Source organism: Bacillus sp. MMSF_3353, from assembly GCF_030733445.1.
Lineage (GTDB): Bacteria > Bacillota > Bacilli > Bacillales > Bacillaceae_G > Bacillus_A > Bacillus_A wiedmannii.
The window spans coordinates 248,195-263,606 of record NZ_JASHJA010000002.1 but is presented as its reverse complement, the minus strand read 5'-3'; the positions used below and the strand labels follow the sequence as shown (position 1 = coordinate 263,606).

15 protein-coding genes are annotated in these 15,412 nt (G+C 37.0%); 9 read left to right on the top strand and 6 right to left on the bottom strand.

Features of this window, described 5'->3' with window-relative positions; genetic code table 11:
* Window positions 1–142: 142 nt before the first annotated feature.
* Window positions 143–1,360, bottom strand: a complete 1,218-nt coding sequence (locus RBB48_RS06635; RefSeq protein ID WP_048542556.1) for a dicarboxylate/amino acid:cation symporter — start codon at window positions 1,358–1,360, stop codon at window positions 143–145.
* Between the two features lie 223 nt (window positions 1,361–1,583).
* On the opposite strand from RBB48_RS06635, the gene RBB48_RS06630 reads away from it, so the two are divergent.
* Genes RBB48_RS06630 through RBB48_RS06620 form a run of 3 tightly spaced genes read left to right on the top strand, consistent with a single transcriptional unit; the run spans window position 1,584 to window position 3,529 of the window.
* Complete coding sequence (locus tag RBB48_RS06630; protein WP_048542554.1) at window positions 1,584–1,886, top strand: PTS sugar transporter subunit IIB; 303 nt, start codon at window positions 1,584–1,586, stop codon at window positions 1,884–1,886.
* Window positions 1,887–1,900: 14 nt separating this feature from the next.
* Window positions 1,901–3,202 (top strand): PTS cellobiose transporter subunit IIC, encoded by a 1,302-nt coding sequence (gene celB, locus RBB48_RS06625; RefSeq protein ID WP_097889558.1) that lies wholly within the window; start codon window positions 1,901–1,903, stop codon window positions 3,200–3,202.
* A gap of 9 nt (window positions 3,203–3,211) precedes the next feature.
* Complete coding sequence (locus tag RBB48_RS06620) at window positions 3,212–3,529, top strand: PTS lactose/cellobiose transporter subunit IIA (RefSeq protein ID WP_061679347.1); 318 nt, start codon at window positions 3,212–3,214, stop codon at window positions 3,527–3,529.
* Between the two features lie 110 nt (window positions 3,530–3,639).
* Here RBB48_RS06620 and speD read toward each other — a convergent pair whose 3' ends face one another.
* Both speD and RBB48_RS06610 read right to left on the bottom strand, forming a co-directional pair.
* Window positions 3,640–4,011 carry an adenosylmethionine decarboxylase gene (gene speD / locus RBB48_RS06615; RefSeq protein WP_088123753.1) on the bottom strand — a complete coding sequence of 124 codons (372 nt, stop codon included), beginning with the start codon at window positions 4,009–4,011 and terminating at the stop codon, window positions 3,640–3,642.
* 27 nt (window positions 4,012–4,038) lie between these two features.
* Entirely contained in the window at window positions 4,039–5,130 is a 1,092-nt protein-coding gene (locus RBB48_RS06610) for a polyamine aminopropyltransferase (protein ID WP_088064811.1), read from the bottom strand.
* A 400-nt stretch (window positions 5,131–5,530) separates the two neighbouring features.
* Between RBB48_RS06610 and RBB48_RS06605 the strand changes: the two genes are divergently transcribed.
* The 5 genes from RBB48_RS06605 to chbG all read left to right on the top strand — a co-directional run bounded on the left by RBB48_RS06605 (window position 5,531) and on the right by chbG (window position 9,746).
* A complete protein-coding gene (locus tag RBB48_RS06605; RefSeq protein WP_001023569.1) occupies window positions 5,531–5,833 on the top strand; it encodes a PTS sugar transporter subunit IIB in 303 nt (100 codons plus the stop codon).
* A gap of 16 nt (window positions 5,834–5,849) precedes the next feature.
* Entirely contained in the window at window positions 5,850–7,157 is a 1,308-nt protein-coding gene (gene celB, locus RBB48_RS06600) for a PTS cellobiose transporter subunit IIC (RefSeq protein ID WP_306007469.1), read from the top strand.
* Window positions 7,158–7,340: 183 nt separating this feature from the next.
* The gene (locus RBB48_RS06595; protein ID WP_000989050.1) at window positions 7,341–7,664 is read left to right on the top strand and encodes a PTS lactose/cellobiose transporter subunit IIA; all 324 of its coding nucleotides are present in this window, start codon (window positions 7,341–7,343) and stop codon (window positions 7,662–7,664) included.
* Window positions 7,665–7,667: 3 nt separating this feature from the next.
* Window positions 7,668–8,993: a 6-phospho-beta-glucosidase gene (celF, locus tag RBB48_RS06590; RefSeq protein ID WP_000145757.1), complete on the top strand. Its 1,326-nt coding sequence runs from the start codon at window positions 7,668–7,670 to the stop codon at window positions 8,991–8,993.
* A 48-nt stretch (window positions 8,994–9,041) separates the two neighbouring features.
* Window positions 9,042–9,746, top strand: coding sequence for a chitin disaccharide deacetylase (gene chbG, locus RBB48_RS06585; protein ID WP_306007468.1), 705 nt, complete (start codon window positions 9,042–9,044; stop codon window positions 9,744–9,746).
* A 39-nt stretch (window positions 9,747–9,785) separates the two neighbouring features.
* On the opposite strand, the gene RBB48_RS06580 is transcribed toward chbG, so the two are convergent.
* Window positions 9,786–10,967, bottom strand: a complete 1,182-nt coding sequence (locus RBB48_RS06580; RefSeq protein ID WP_306007467.1) for a chromate transporter — start codon at window positions 10,965–10,967, stop codon at window positions 9,786–9,788.
* 189 nt (window positions 10,968–11,156) lie between these two features.
* Between RBB48_RS06580 and exsM the strand changes: the two genes are divergently transcribed.
* On the top strand, window positions 11,157–11,570 hold the full coding sequence (gene exsM, locus RBB48_RS06575; RefSeq protein WP_000207035.1) for an exosporium regulatory protein ExsM: 414 nt from the start codon (window positions 11,157–11,159) through the stop codon (window positions 11,568–11,570).
* Window positions 11,571–11,711: 141 nt separating this feature from the next.
* On the opposite strand, the gene RBB48_RS06570 is transcribed toward exsM, so the two are convergent.
* Entirely contained in the window at window positions 11,712–14,387 is a 2,676-nt protein-coding gene (locus RBB48_RS06570) for a sigma-54-dependent transcriptional regulator (protein WP_046960087.1), read from the bottom strand.
* A 104-nt stretch (window positions 14,388–14,491) separates the two neighbouring features.
* A complete protein-coding gene (locus tag RBB48_RS06565) occupies window positions 14,492–15,229 on the bottom strand; it encodes a polysaccharide deacetylase family protein (RefSeq protein ID WP_097889560.1) in 738 nt (245 codons plus the stop codon).
* Window positions 15,230–15,412 lie beyond the last annotated feature (183 nt).

The following is a 15,412-nucleotide window of genomic DNA, read 5'->3' as shown; positions in this document are numbered from 1 at the left end:
CATCTCCTTTTCCATACATGATTATAGTACGGAGAATGGATAATGAGTGTGGAATATTTGTGAAGATTATAACAAATTTGTGGCGGAATGGATTAGCAACAAAAAAAGAGGATGCTCGGTTGGAGCATCCTCTTTCTATTCATTAAGCAAATTTATTTTTGATCCAGTTCTTACCTTCTACAAGGCGAGCTGTCATTACGGCACAAGCGTTATCTCCTGTTACGTTTAACACTGTTGCAGGAGGGTCAATGATTGTACTAATTGCTGCGATAATTGGCAATGCTTCTGGCGGGAAGCCGTATAGAGAAACGATTAACATTTCACCAATCATACCACCACCTGGAATAGCGCCCATTACTGTTCCTACTAATAGAGAAACAACAAGTGCAATTGCTAATGTTTTCGGTCCTTCGAATTCCATGTTGAAAATACCGAATAAGAAAGCAATTTTTAATACGCCACCTAAAACAGATCCGTCTTTATGAAGTGTAGATCCAAGAAGGACAACTGTTTCACGAACGTCAGAAGAGATACCCATTTTCTTCGTTGCTTCCAAGTTCGCTGGAATACTAGCAGCACTACTACAAGTTGCTAGTGATGTAACTGTAGGAGAGACCATGTTCTTCCAAAATATTTGTACACCTTGTTTGCGACCCGCAAGGTATGCATAGAACGTGAAGAATACAAAGAAGTAAATTAGAGACGCTGGATAGTATACCATTGCTGCTCGGAAGTAAGTTCCAAGAAGTTGTGGTCCGAATTCACCAACTAATGCCGCGAAGTAAGCAGCAAGTCCGATTGGAGCGTAGTACATAATGAAAGATACAACTTTCATTGAAATTTCTGCACCAGCTTGTAAGAATGTAGCGAATGGCTTTCCTTTTTCACCAACTGCTGAAGTTGCAACCCCCATTAAAATAGAGAAGAAAATAAGAGCTAACATATTTTCACGAGATAGTAACTTCGAGAAATCAGATACTGTTATAATACCAACAATTTGATCCGCAACACTAACCGCTTTTTCAGCTTTGTCAGGTTGTGTTAGTTCTAATACAACACCTTGTGCTGGCGGGAATACTTTCACGACAATAATCATAAAAATAGCAGCTAAAATACTTGTAAATAAGAAAGTCCCAGCCATACTAGACATAATTTTACCGAAACGTTTTAATCCATCCATATTAGCAATAGATGACGCGATGCTAAAGAACACTAAAGGTACAACAATCGTAAACATTAAGTTTAAGAAAATGTCACCAAGCGGCTTTAAAGCAACTGCATCGGCACCCATGAAATAACCAATGAAACCACCAATTAGGATAGAAGATAATAAAATAAGTGGAAAGCGATATGCCTTCATAAATATATCCTCCTATCAATTAAAAAAATCATACTGAATTATTATAGCGAGTTAGAGTCCTCTTTACTAGGAGAATAATGATAGATGGAATAGCGTGAAAACCGAGAAATTTTTGTTTTTAAGCTCGGCATACAGCAGGAAATCTAGACATATATATTTGTAACCTAGTGGTGGCAAAGGATGCACCGTAACTTAGGTTTGGAAAAAGGGGGAGGGAAAAGGGATGAATATTTTACTTTGCTGTGCAGCGGGAATGTCTTCCAGTTTGATTGTTACAAAAATGGAGAAAGCAGCAGAGGCAAAAGGGATAGAGGTAAAGATTTGGGCTGTATCAGGTTCTGAAGTAAATAGTCACATAGATGAAGCTGACGTACTTTTACTAGGACCGCAAGTACGTTATTTATTACCGAAAATGAAAGAATTATGTAAGGAGAAGGGAATACCTGTTGATGTCATTCAATCCGTCCATTACGGGCTTTGTAATGGAGAAGCTATCTTGCAAGCAGCTTTGTTAATGAAACCATGAGGAGTGTGGGATAGATGATACGGTTTTTAGAAAAATATGTGATGCCAGTAGCGGGGAAGGTTGCAGAACAGAGGCATTTGCTAGCGATTCGTGATGGACTTGTATTGACGATGCCTTTCTTAATTATAGGATCATTTTTCCTCATCATTAGTGCTTTACCAATACCAGGTTATAATGATTTTATGGCAGGTTTGTTTGGGGGGGATTGGCAGAGGGCTTTAGGGTATCCAGTTAGTGCAACTTTTAATATAATGGCTTTAATAGCTGTTTTTGGAATCGCTTACAGACTTGGAGAATATTATAAAGTGGACGCTTTAGCATCCGGGGCATTGTCGCTTGTGACGTTTTTACTTGCGACGCCATTTCAAGTTGCATATATTATACCAAGTACAAAAGAGAGTGTACTTGTAGAAGGTGCTATCCCAGCTGCATTAATGGGAAGCCAAGGGTTATTTGTAGCAATGATTATTGCACTTATATCTACTGAACTTTATCGGTTTATTGTACAAAAAAAGATAATTATAAAGATGCCAGAGACAGTTCCGCCAGCTGTGACACGTTCATTTGCCGCACTTGTTCCAGGATTTATTGTTGTAACGGTTATTTGGATTTTACGCTTAATTATAGAAAATACTTCTTTTGGCAGTATCCATAATATTGTGGGGCAAATTTTACAGGAACCACTTAGTGTACTTGGTGCTAGTCTTTGGGGCGCAATAATAGCTGTTATTCTCGTTCATGTTCTTTGGTCATGTGGAATTCATGGAGCTACTATTGTTGGTGGTGTAATGAGTCCGGTTTGGTTGTCGTTAATGGATCAAAATCGAGTTGCTTACCAAGCAGGGCAAGATATACCAAATACGATTACTGCACAGTTTTTTGATTTATGGATTTATATGGGCGGATCTGGTGCGACACTTGCTTTAGTTATTGGAATGTTATTGTTTGCACGAAGTCAGCAATTAAAAAGTTTAGGGAGATTGTCAATTGCACCTGGTATATTTAATATTAATGAGATGGTAACTTTTGGTATGCCGATTGTCATGAACCCAATTTTACTAATTCCATTTATATTGGTTCCAGTTGTGTTAACGATTGTTTCTTACTTTGCGATGGAATGGGGGTTAGTTGCCCGTCCGAGCGGAGCTGCTGTACCTTGGACGACACCTATTCTTTTTAGTGGATATTTAGGATCAGGCGGGAAAATTTCAGGTGTTGTGTTACAACTTGTTAATTTTGCGCTTGCATTCTTCATTTATTTACCGTTCTTAAAAATATGGGATAAACAAAAGTTGGCGGAAGAAAAGGGGGAGTAAAGAACTAAAATGGATACGATAGAAACGAAGGCTTTTCATTTAATTTTGCATGGGGGAAATGCGAGAAGTTGTTCAATGGAAGCAATTGATTGCGCAAAGCGTGGAGAATTTATAGAAGCAGAAGCTAAATTACAAGAAGCGTTAGAGGAATTAAAAGAGGCGCACCGTGTGCAAACGGAGCTCATACAGAAAGAAGCCGGTGGTGAAAAGACCGAGGTTACCCTTCTGATGGTGCACGCGCAAGATCATTTAATGAATGCGATTACGGTGAAGGAATTAGCGAGTGAATTTGTAGAATTATATAGGAAGATGTCAGTATCGGAATGAACCTTGCGTATGCAAGGTTTTTTTATGTATGTGTCTGTACCATCAGTGGAGTGTTCGTTCCACTGATGGTATTTATAATCCTCCTTTTTACAAATGAGTAAGAGTGATATTTAATCGGTAGTAACAATCTCCCCTATACCACGGATTAGCTTTTTTATATGCATCTCATTTGGTTTTAATATACTTACGATATAATCAATCGCTATTTGCGGTTCAACGGTCGTACCACACGTATAACAGTCAATGGCTGCAAAGTTTTTTTCTGGATAAGTGTGAATAGAAAGGTGGCTTTCAGATAGTAAAACTAAAACAGTAACGCCATGCGGATCGAATTCTTTTGTACTTACGTTTAAAACATGGGCACCAGAGCGATCAGCAGCAGTAACTAAATGATATTCTAAAAAGTGAACATCATCTAATAAAGAAAAGTCCACTCCCCATAAATCTACTATTATATGCTTACCGAAAGTAGAGTATTCCATAAAGTAGCACTCCTCACTATAATATCGTCAAAACTCCATTTCTTTTTTGTAACATTGATGTAGGATAAGGTTTGATTCTGAGTTTAAAAGAGCGAGATTACGTTGTTCTAAATGTTCTTCTTGAAATTGAAACAAAGGAGCAAGAAGAGAAGGTAATGTTCGAGGAGTTGGCACAACATATAATTGTTCAATTTGATCGAGTACATAGGCAGAGTTAGCAGCAATATGAAATCCCCAGTCAGTTCCGAAAGAAGGAACGATTGTATGATAACTTTTCACAGTCAATCCAGCATGTTCGATTGTGTTACCGATGCTCCAATATACAAGAGGTGCATCAGCAGGTGAATTAGATTGGCAGACGAATGCTCCATCTTCTGTTAAAAATGTAGCTATCCGAGCAAAAAGTTCGCTTGTATATAAAGTACTTAAAACTTCTGTTGCTGGATCAGGAAAATCAATAATAATTACATCGTATAGAGAGGAAGAAGAATTTAGAAATTCTTTTGCATCGCATACGTGTACATTTACACGACTATCAAAAAATGCACTTTGATTTAAAGAAACTACTTCCGGAACATTACGTGCCATATTAATCATTGCCTCGTCTAAATCAACAAGATCTACATGTAGCACAGTTTCATATTTTAAAACTTCTCGTAAAGCAAGACCATCGCCACCACCTAATATAAGAACACGTTTTGGATCAATTACCTTTGACATAATTGGATGAACAAGTGCTTCATGATAAATTTGCTCATCGACGGAACTAAATTGTAATTGCTTGTCCAAATATAAACGGACGTCACTTACTTGTAACAAAGTAATATTTTGATAATTACTTTGTTCTGCAAATAAATTTGTATGCTCACCAGCTTGTATTTCTTTAAGAGAAATTTCATCCCATATATCTAAGCTGTGTGAATTTGTGGGTACTATGATTACATTTTCCGATTGTTCTTGTTTGTTCTGCTTATCCTGTTTATCTTGCTTGTCCTGTTTATTTTCCATTTCCTGTTGTTCTAGTTCAAATTTATCAGAGTCTAATTCAGAGCGCTTGTCTTTTTTATAGCTTGTTATTCTATAAATCTTTATTTTGTTCTGTTTTCTATGTTTTGGCATAGGAATCCCCTTTCGAATTGTGTTATTTTATTCTATTCTATGTAATTTAGTAGAGTTGGCTTGGACAATAGATAGAAGAGTGTATTGAAGAGAGGTTTATTTTTACTAGATTTTCACGCGCAAAAAATTTTTTTAGTGTATTTTTTGTTTTAAATACAACTAGACAACTAAACACTAATCTATTTTCATACAGTTATGTGTTAAAAGCGTGTTGTTTTATAACACACTGTGTGTTTTTTAGGTGACACACTAATTGAAAGCGTTAACACACAAAGAAAACAGTCGAAAAAGTGCTGATTTTAGTGGTTTTAAAAAGTTGGCACGCTAATTGCATTAATAAATAGCGTAAAGAAAAATAAATAAACATAAATTTTTTATACTACACAAGGGGGATTTTCAAATGAATATTTTATTATGTTGCTCAGCAGGGATGTCTACAAGTTTACTAGTTACAAAAATGGAAGCGGCTGCAAAAGCTCGCGGTCTAGAAGGAAAGATCTGGGCTGTATCTGGGGATGCAGTAAAAACAAATATCGATCAAGCAGATGTATTATTACTAGGACCACAAGTTCGTTACATGCTTTCTTCAATGAAAACGCTTGCTGATGAGAGAAACGTTGGAATCGACGTTATCAATCCAATGCACTACGGCATGATGAATGGAGAAGCAGTTTTAGATCACGCGTTAACACTTAAAAAATAATTAGGGGGGAAGCGAAATGCAAAAGTTTATTGCATTCATGGAGAAATATATTGTTCCTGTCGCTGGTAAAATCGGATCGCAACGTCACTTAGCTGCGATCCGTGACGGATTTATTGCAGTTATGCCACTTATCTTAGTTGGTGCATTGGCATCACTAATTAATGGTTTTCCGTCTGAAGCTTTCCAAGAGTTTATGAAAGGTTTGTTTGGTGAAACGTGGAAACAAGTTGGCGGTGGAATGTGGACTGGTTCTTTCGCAATTCTAGCACTAATCATAGCATTTACAACAAGTTATAACTTAGCAAAATCTTACGGCGTTGATGGTTTGTCAGCAGGTATTATTTCATTTGGTGCGTTAATTATTCTTACGCCAACAACACCGAAAGAAGGCGGATTGAACTTAGCTTGGACAGGTGCACAAGGGTTATTCGTAGCAATTATTGTGGCGCTCCTTGTTACTGAGGTATTCCGTTTCTTTGTACAAAGAAACATTACATTTAAAATGCCTGATGGAGTACCACCAGCAGTTTTAAGATCGTTCGCAGCTATAGTTCCAGCATTTGTTATCTTAACAGTAGTTGCAGGTATTCAATTAGCAGTGAATTTAGCTGGTACAAGTGTTCATGAATTTATCTTTAATACGATTCAATCACCACTGCAAAGTTTAGCAGGGACATTACCAAGTGCAATTATCATTGTAATCCTTGTTCATCTTCTTTGGTTCTTCGGTTTACATGGTCCAAATATCGTTGGTGGTATTATTGAGCCATTATACTTACCGGCATTAGAGGAAAACATGAAGTTATTCAAAGGTGGTACATCTGCATTTGATGTTCCAAACATTGTTACAAAACCATTCTTTGATACTTTCGTATATCTTGGTGGTTCTGGTGCAACATTAGCGTTCTTAGTAGTTGTGTTAATTGTAGCGAAAAGTGCACAATTACGCAGTGTATCTCGTTTATCAATTGGTCCTGGTGCATTTAACATTAACGAACCAGTAATCTTTGGTACACCAATTATTTTAAATCCAATTTTATTCTTACCGTTTATCATAACACCAATTGTATTAGTAATTACTTCTTATACAGCTATATCTATTGGCTGGGTACCAAAAACAGTTGGGATGATTCCATGGGCAACACCACCAATTATTAGTGGTTATCTTGTAACAGGTGGACATCTTTCAGGTGCACTCCTACAGTTATTCAACTTTGTAATTGCGATGGTAATCTATTATCCATTTGTTGTATTATGCGATCGTTCTGTTGTTCGTACTGAAAAAGCAGCAGCACAAGGAAATAACAACTCTGTACCTATGTAACATAAAGGTTGTTCTCGCAGATAAGATTGTCTGTGAGAACAACTACCTTTATATCATGTTCAAAAAGATGAAATCCATCTACAAGAACACCAAACTATCATTCATAAAATAATAATGTAATAGAAATGTTCAAACTGAAGGGGTATTTCAATCGGTTGAACCATAATAGAGAGGGCGGTAATTATGATGACTACAGCAGAACAAATTCCATTCCAATTAATTTTAAATAGTGGTAATGCACGAAGCTTTGCAATGGAGGCACTTCAATTTGCCAAACAGGGGAAAATGGCAGAGGCTGATGAAGCGATGGTGAAGGCGAAAGAAGCGATTAATGAAGCGCATCATTTCCAAACAGAGCTCATACAATCAGAAGCAAGAGGAGAAAAAACAGAGATTAGTGTTCTTTTAATTCATGCACAAGATCATTTAATGAATGCGATTACAGTAAAAGAATTAGCAGCAGAATTTATTGATCTTTATAAAAAGTTAGAAGCGAAAGGGGAATAAAGCATGACTGGAATTAAAATTGCTACAATCGGCGGTGGATCTAGTTATACACCAGAGTTAATTGAAGGGTTTATTAAACGTTATGATGAGCTTCCTGTTCGTGAAATTTGGTTAGTAGATATTGAGGCAGGAAAAGAAAAATTAGAAATCGTTGGTAACTTAGCGAAGCGTATGGTGAAAAAATCTGGTTTACCAATCGAGGTACATTTAACACTTGATCGCCGTGAAGCATTAAAAGATGCTGACTTCGTAACAACGCAGCTTCGCGTAGGTTTATTAGAAGCTCGTGCAAAAGATGAAGCAATCCCATTAAAATATGATGTAATTGGTCAGGAAACGAATGGTCCTGGTGGTTTATTCAAAGCGCTGAGAACGATTCCTGTTATTTTAGATATTTGTAAGGATATGGAGGAGCTTTGTCCGAATGCATGGTTAATTAACTTCGCGAACCCAGCTGGTATGGTAACAGAAGCTGTCCTTCGTTATACAAATATTCAAAGAGTAGTTGGTCTATGTAACGTTCCAATCGGAATCCGCATGGGTCTTGCAAGATTACTTGAAGTAGATGCAAGTCGTGTACACGTTGATTTTGCAGGTTTAAATCATATGGTATACGGACTAGACGTATATTTAGATGGCGTAAGTGTAATGGATCGTGTGTTAGAGCTTGTAACAGATCCAGAAAAGCAAATTACGATGGAAAATATTGCAGCACTTAACTGGGAGCCAGACTTTATTCGCGGTCTTCGTGCAATTCCATGTCCATACCATCGTTATTACTACAAAACACGTGAAATGTTAGAAGAAGAGAAAGAAGCTTCGGTTGAAAAAGGTACACGTGCAGAAGTAGTAAAACAATTAGAAGATGATTTATTCGAGTTATATAAAGACCCGAACTTAGATATTAAACCACCACAATTAGAAAAACGTGGCGGCGCTTATTATAGTGACGCAGCATGTAGCTTAATTACGTCTATTTACAATAATAAAGGTGATATCCAGCCTGTTAATACACGAAACAATGGAACAATTGCAAGCTTACCGCATGATTCTGCTGTTGAAGTGAACTGTATTATTACGAAAGAGGGTCCAAAACCAATTGCGGTCGGAGATCTTCCCGTACCAGTTCGCGGTTTAGTACAACAAATTAAATCATTTGAGCGCACAACAATTGAAGCTGCTGTTACAGGAGATTATCATAAAGCGCTGCTTGCTATGACAATTAATCCACTTGTACCATCAGATAAAGTTGCAAAACAAATTTTAGATGAAATGTTGGAAGCACATAAAGAATATCTTCCGCAGTTCTTTAAAAAGGTAGAGAAATAAAGCGGCGCTATTTAGCCCGCTTTTTTTATTCTATTAGGAGGTATTACGATGATTAAGTTAATTGTAAACGCAGATGATTTTGGTCTTACAGAAGGTACAAATTACGGCATTATTGATGGACATATAAATGGACTTGTAAATTCAACGACGATGATGATGAATATGCCAGGAACAGAGCATGCGGTACGCTTAGCAAAAGAATATAACCTACTCGGAGTAGGCGTACATCTCGTATTAACGGCAGGGAAACCTCTTCTTGGAGACGTACCATCACTTGTAAATAGCGATGGATTGTTTCATAAACAAAGCGTCGTATGGGAAGGGAAGCTAAATGCAGAAGAAGTTGAGAGAGAATGGACTGCTCAAATTGAGAAATTCCTATCTTACGGATTAAAACCAACTCATTTAGATAGTCATCATCACGTGCATGGATTACCGATCTTGCACGATGTTCTTGAGAGATTAGCGGCTACATATAATGTTCCAATTCGTCGTTGTGAGGAAGAGCGAGCAGTACGCCCGTTTTCTGACGTGTTTTACAGTGACTTTTACGCGGATGGTGTGGCGGAAGATTACTTTGTGAAGTTAAAAGAAAGAGTACAAGGTGAACAAACGGTAGAAATTATGGTTCATCCAGCGTATATTGATCCAGAGCTTGTGAAGCGTTCTTCTTACGTAATGGATCGTGTGAAAGAATTGCGTATTTTAACAGAGAGCGAGTTGCCTGAAGGAATAGAACTTGTGAAGTTTTAATAGAAAAACGACGGCTACATAATGCCGTCGTTTTTTTATTTACAAAATCGATAGGATATATCCGCCAAAGGCTCCGAGTATAACGATAACCCAAGGTGGTGTTTTCCAAAAAGCGAGCAAGCAAAATAGAAGAGATGCAAAAACAAAATCTACAGCGTTCATAATTGTGCTCGTCCAAATAGGATCATAAAAAGCTGCTAATAAAATACCGACAACAGCTGCATTGATTCCAAGTAGTGCGCCTTGTATGTAAGATATTTTTCTCACACTGTCCCAAAATGGTAAAACACCAATAACGAGCAAGAAAGCAGGAAGAAAGATTGCAATTGTTGCGAGTATTGCCCCAAGCGTCCCGTTTAACACAGCTCCTATATAAGAAGCGAATGTAAATAGTGGACCTGGTACGGCTTGTGTTAATCCGTATCCAGCTAGGAACTGTTCTTTCGTCATCATTCCGTTTTGTACGAGCTCACCTTCAAGAAGGGGTAGCACGACGTGTCCGCCTCCAAATACAAGTGCGCCAGAGCGATAGAAACTATCAAATAAAGCGATGTAATATGAGAACGGTCTTAATATTGGTAGCAACAGTAATAGTCCGAAGAATAAGATGAGACAAGAAACTGCTATCGTTTTTGAAATAGGTACTTTTATATTTTGAGATTGACTAATTGGTTGGTTGCGATATAAAAACCAGCCGATAAAGCCAGATACTATAATGAGAATGACTTGTGTCCAGCTACTTGGCCATAATAAGGCGATTGCGGCAGTTACAATAGCAATCGTCGCACGATTTCGGTCTGGCGTTAATTTTTGCGCCATTCCCCATATGGCATGAGCAACAATTGCGACTGCTACAAGTTTTAGTCCATGAATCCAGCCAGCACTTCCAAGGTCGAATTGATTAAGGAATGAGGCGAAGAAAACTAAAACAAGCACAGACGGTAGAGTGAATCCAATCCATGAAATAATAGCTCCTAATACCCCGCCTCTTAATAATCCAACCCCCATACCGACTTGACTGCTAGCAGGACCAGGAAGGAATTGGCATAGTGCTACTAAATCTCCATAGCTTCGTTCATCCATCCATTTTCTTTTTTGTATGTATTCGTGGTGGAAATAGCCAAGATGGGCGACAGGACCACCAAATGAAGTAAGTCCTAATTTAAATGAGACGAGAAAAATCTCTAATAATGTGTGAAAAGTATATTTGTTATTTTTCAAAACTACCTCCTATAATGCTTTCCTACGTGCATTATACAAGAGATAGTAAAGAAAAAGGAACGATTCTAATGTAAAGATTATGTGAATCTTTTCTTCGTAATTAAAACTTGAAAAAGTCATAAATGATTATGTATAAACCATAAAGTAGTAGAAGTAGTGCTGGGAAATTTATATAAGGAGAATGCCTGTATGACAACACATTTCTTTGCGAGGTTAACAGGGAAGAGGGAAATACCTCCTGTAAATACAGAAGCTTATGGTGTAACAGAGTTTATATTTAGTGATGATTTAAAGAAATTACAATATCGGATCATATTGAAAAACATCGAAAAAGTTACATCATGCCAAATTCATTTAGGGAAAGCGGATCAAATTGGTCCAGTGGTTTTAAATTTGTTTGGCCCAATAAAGCAAGGTATTAGTGTAAATGAAGGAGTCGTGACCGGTGTAGTCAATGTGGAAGATTTTGAAGGGCCTTTACAGGGGAGAGCGTTTGATAGCCTACTTCAAGAAATCATTCAGGCAAATGTATATGTAAATGTTTATACGAAGTCGAATAAGAAGGGCGAAATCAGGGGGAGAATCAGAAAAGTAAAGAAGTAGAAAAAAGGCTGTCCATATTTTGGAACAGCCCTTTTTCCTATAAGGTACAAATTTTAGTGGTTATTGTCGGTAAATCGATATATTGTGAAAATCGCTAATATAATTCGCGTTACGGTCGATATATTTAAAAAACTGCTTCGATTAATTTTTTACAGGCTGATTTTTAATGAAGAAGTCCATGATATAAAACACTTCATCATCAGGTATTTGTATTTCAAATGTATTTTCAATTGGTTGTAATGCTTTTTTCACTTTCATATACATCCAGTACTCATCTTGTCTTCGTTTCTCTTTATCTGGATGAGGGAGGAGGCTTTCTCCTTTTTGAAGACGGTCTACCATACAGCTCATATGCAGAATCACACCCATTAAGCTGTCAGGAGTTAGCTGTAAGGAAATTAATTCTTGAATTGTATTTAATGCGTAACGAATTGTTTTAATAAGTAATGCTCCGTCGTTCCGCTGCATTTGTTGTTCCAGAATATCAGCCATTTTTGCATATGTTTCTTCATACGTAATTAATTCTTGAATTGGCTGAATCGCTGTGTAGTTTACAATGTCTTGGAAATGGTATGTTAAGCATGGCACCTGCACATCGAAATTTGTGACGATACAAATGATATTCCGCTCTTTTTTTATGTTCTCAATCATTTTCGTTAAATCTTTTTCATGGACGATACTAATCGGAATAATTTCAATTAAGTCTTTGTCAAATCGCAAATAGTTCTCTAACATTTTTTGAATAGCTAAAGCACTGCCTTCCCCAGTTAAACAAGCTGTTAAAATAACAGACTTCATTGGTGATAGTGGCTTTTTCTTTTCTTCTTGTACGTTTAAGTAAAACGGTGTTAAGTTCTTCACTGTTTCATATAATGCATCTAACGAGTAGCCAAGTTGAGCTTTTCGAGCTGCTTCTAGTGCATGTGGAGTGCTTGTCATGGAAAGAACACGTACCGGAATTTTGAACTCAGTTTCTAATATATCACCAATATAAGCGAGAGAGCCCATATCGACGAGTAAGAGAAGTCCATTTACATTTTGGAGTGTTTTCATATACACTTTCACACGCTCTAAGAAATCTTTCGGCGATTCATGTAACGGCATATCGATACCGGTTACTTCCTCGATGCCGAGCAGTTCGTTTGCGACGTTTGCCATTTCTGTTGCGATGCCGTTGCCGTGCGCTAATATTAATACTTTTACTTCTGTTTGTGAGGCAGGAATTGGATCAACAACGAAGAACATTGTTAAAAAGCCTGCTTCATCAATAGGCATTGTTATTTGTAATTCGTCCTCCAGTAGTTGAATGCATTGCATAGCTACGGAAAAAGCGTCCTTATATTTCGTACGAATTTGATTTAATTGTGGGTGATGAATTTGTTTCCCAGCTTGCAAACGTTGTAGAGTTGTCTGTACATGTAAGCTTAAAGCGAGAAATACTTTTTCATCAAACGTCTTAGATAAATGCTTTTCAGCAAGTTCCGCAATTCTTTCACATACGGAAACGATATTACGATCCACAATTTTAAAAACATTTTCATGACTTGTTTTTTTAGAAATTTGGTTAAAATATTGTACGAAAAAGCTTTGAATATCATTTTCTATTAGTAATTCTAATTCGTCTTCTTCAATACCGCGAGCTTGAAGTTCTTCGTATTTATAATCAATATAATCGTAAATAGAAGAACGTTTTTCATTCTCTATTTTATGATTACTCCAACCTTCATCACCTGTAAATATAAATGTTTCATTTGGTATTTGGTATAGATGACGGCTCTTTCTTTCAATGAATAGCCCTTCTTTCATATACCAAGGTAAATCTGTACTTGAAACGTAGACAGAATCACGTTTCTTTGTCACAAGGTCAGAATAGGCTTTCGCACAGGCAATTTGTACATCCGTTTTTAATTGCCCGATGTTATTGGGGCAATTGTAAAAGACGAAAGCGCGCATTGCATTCGGACTAACGTGAATTTCTTTTCGCAGACGGATTGCTTCATTTGTGAAAAATAGTTGCAGTAAAGCAAATCGTTCTTTATGTGTACGCTCACGAAGTGGTGGCAGCGTAACAGTCATTGGTATACGTCTTGTAAATGTTTTTAATAAAAATGAATTTGGTTCTTCTGTTGTTGCAGTAATGATTAATACTTGTGCTTTACGCTCGTTTTCTGTTTCTCCAAGGCGGCGGTATACCCCGCGGTCAATAAAGGTGAAAAGCATTTCTTGTCCCTCTGGAGGAAGGCGATGTACTTCATCTAAGAAAAGGATCCCTTCATGTGCTTTTTCAATTAACCCTTTTTGATCACTTGCCCCTGTATAAGCTCCTTTTTTAATCCCAAATAACTGCCCCAGTAGTAGCTGTGGATTATTTGCGTAATCGGCACAGTTAAAGACGATAAATGGTGCATTTTTAGGAAGCTGTTCAACTTCAATTGCATATTCGTGCATTAAAGAAGCGAACATAGATTTTCCGACCCCTGTTTCTCCTAGCAGTAAAGTATGCATACCGTTTGGAGGATAGAGAATAGAAGCTTTCGCTTTTTCGATTGCGATTTTAAGGCTTGTATTTTCAATTGCAAATGTATCTAATGAAGTCATTTCCTTTGAATGCGTTTCCAACGAAGCGTTCGTTTCTATATAAAAACGAACAGGACGCGTATTTGTTTTTAATAAACGTTTATCTTTTACAAGTTTGTTTAAGTCGCTACTTACATTGGCACGATCTAGTTGCAACAGGGTAGCGAGTTCTGATGCGGTTACACCTTCTATATAATTGCCTTCTTGTATTGCGTTAAAAATGAGATCTATTCGTTTCATTTCTATTCACCTCGAAACTTCATCACTATTTAAAATTTTACACAAAAATGGGAAGGGTGGGAAGAGAAAAATAAAACAGCTTTAGCAAATAGGCACTAAAGCTGTTACAATCTTGTGTCTTTCCAAAAGTTCACTTCGAGGTGAGAAGATGGATTATAGGGAAGAAGTTTGTATCCTTGTGACTGTAAGTAATCAATTACTTTAGGCAGTATTTGTACGGTTACACTCGAATCATGCATTAAAATCACTTCGACTTGTTCATCGCTCTGATTACGTACTCTTTCTAGTATGGCAGAAGGATTGTCATAGCTTTTCCAGTCATATGTATCGATTGTCCAATCCCACATTTTATACTGGGCGGATACAAGTGCATCACGGTAATTCTTTTTTAAGTAAGGCATGCTACCATACGGGACACGAACGAGATGTGAATTTAATTTTGTAACTTGCTGAACAATATTTTGTGTTTGTTCCATTTCTGTAATTAAAGCGGATGGATCACCAGTGTAAAGGCGTTTTACATCGTGTGACATACTGTGAAGTCCGATATAATGCCCCTCTTGAATCAATCGTTGCATTGTTTTTTTATAATGTGGTACTTTTCCACCAATAACAAAGAAAGTTGCTTTTCCGTTCTTTTCCTTTAAGATGTTTAAAATTTGCGTAGTATATTTGTTTGGTCCGTCATCAAATGTTAAGTACGCGATTTTTTTTGTAGAAGAGGTAGTTTCGGTATTTGGATGATGTTCAGCAGGGGTAATGGTAGTTGCTCCTGCATGAGATGACGTGTACATAGTAATTGTTAAAAATAAAATAACGTATTGAAATACTCGCTTGATCATAACATTCACCCTCAGTTTGACAATCAAGATGTAAAAAAGAAAATATAATCCTTTTCTTATTATGTATATCTTTCTCCAATAGTGGAGCTCTCAAACAATCTATATTTTGGAAATATAAAATGATGAATAAAAAATAGCATCCTCTTATAAGAAAGAGGATGCTATTTGAATATTTCATAATTG

Bases quoted from the DNA above. Each gene is read 5' to 3' on its own strand.
- RBB48_RS06565 (WP_097889560.1), bottom strand. From the start codon at position 15,229: ATGATCAAGCGAGTATTTCAATACGTTATTTTATTTTTAACAATTACT.
- RBB48_RS06630 (WP_048542554.1), top strand. From the start codon at position 1,584: ATGAATATTTTACTTTGCTGTGCAGCGGGAATGTCTTCCAGTTTGATT.
- exsM (WP_000207035.1), top strand. From the start codon at position 11,157: ATGACAACACATTTCTTTGCGAGGTTAACAGGGAAGAGGGAAATACCT.
- chbG (WP_306007468.1), top strand. From the start codon at position 9,042: ATGATTAAGTTAATTGTAAACGCAGATGATTTTGGTCTTACAGAAGGT.
- RBB48_RS06610 (WP_088064811.1), bottom strand. From the start codon at position 5,130: ATGCCAAAACATAGAAAACAGAACAAAATAAAGATTTATAGAATAACA.
- celB (WP_306007469.1), top strand. From the start codon at position 5,850: ATGCAAAAGTTTATTGCATTCATGGAGAAATATATTGTTCCTGTCGCT.
- RBB48_RS06620 (WP_061679347.1), top strand. From the start codon at position 3,212: ATGGATACGATAGAAACGAAGGCTTTTCATTTAATTTTGCATGGGGGA.
- RBB48_RS06635 (WP_048542556.1), bottom strand. From the start codon at position 1,360: ATGAAGGCATATCGCTTTCCACTTATTTTATTATCTTCTATCCTAATT.
- RBB48_RS06570 (WP_046960087.1), bottom strand. From the start codon at position 14,387: ATGAAACGAATAGATCTCATTTTTAACGCAATACAAGAAGGCAATTAT.
- celF (WP_000145757.1), top strand. From the start codon at position 7,668: ATGACTGGAATTAAAATTGCTACAATCGGCGGTGGATCTAGTTATACA.
- RBB48_RS06595 (WP_000989050.1), top strand. From the start codon at position 7,341: ATGATGACTACAGCAGAACAAATTCCATTCCAATTAATTTTAAATAGT.
- speD (WP_088123753.1), bottom strand. From the start codon at position 4,011: ATGGAATACTCTACTTTCGGTAAGCATATAATAGTAGATTTATGGGGA.
- RBB48_RS06605 (WP_001023569.1), top strand. From the start codon at position 5,531: ATGAATATTTTATTATGTTGCTCAGCAGGGATGTCTACAAGTTTACTA.
- celB (WP_097889558.1), top strand. From the start codon at position 1,901: ATGATACGGTTTTTAGAAAAATATGTGATGCCAGTAGCGGGGAAGGTT.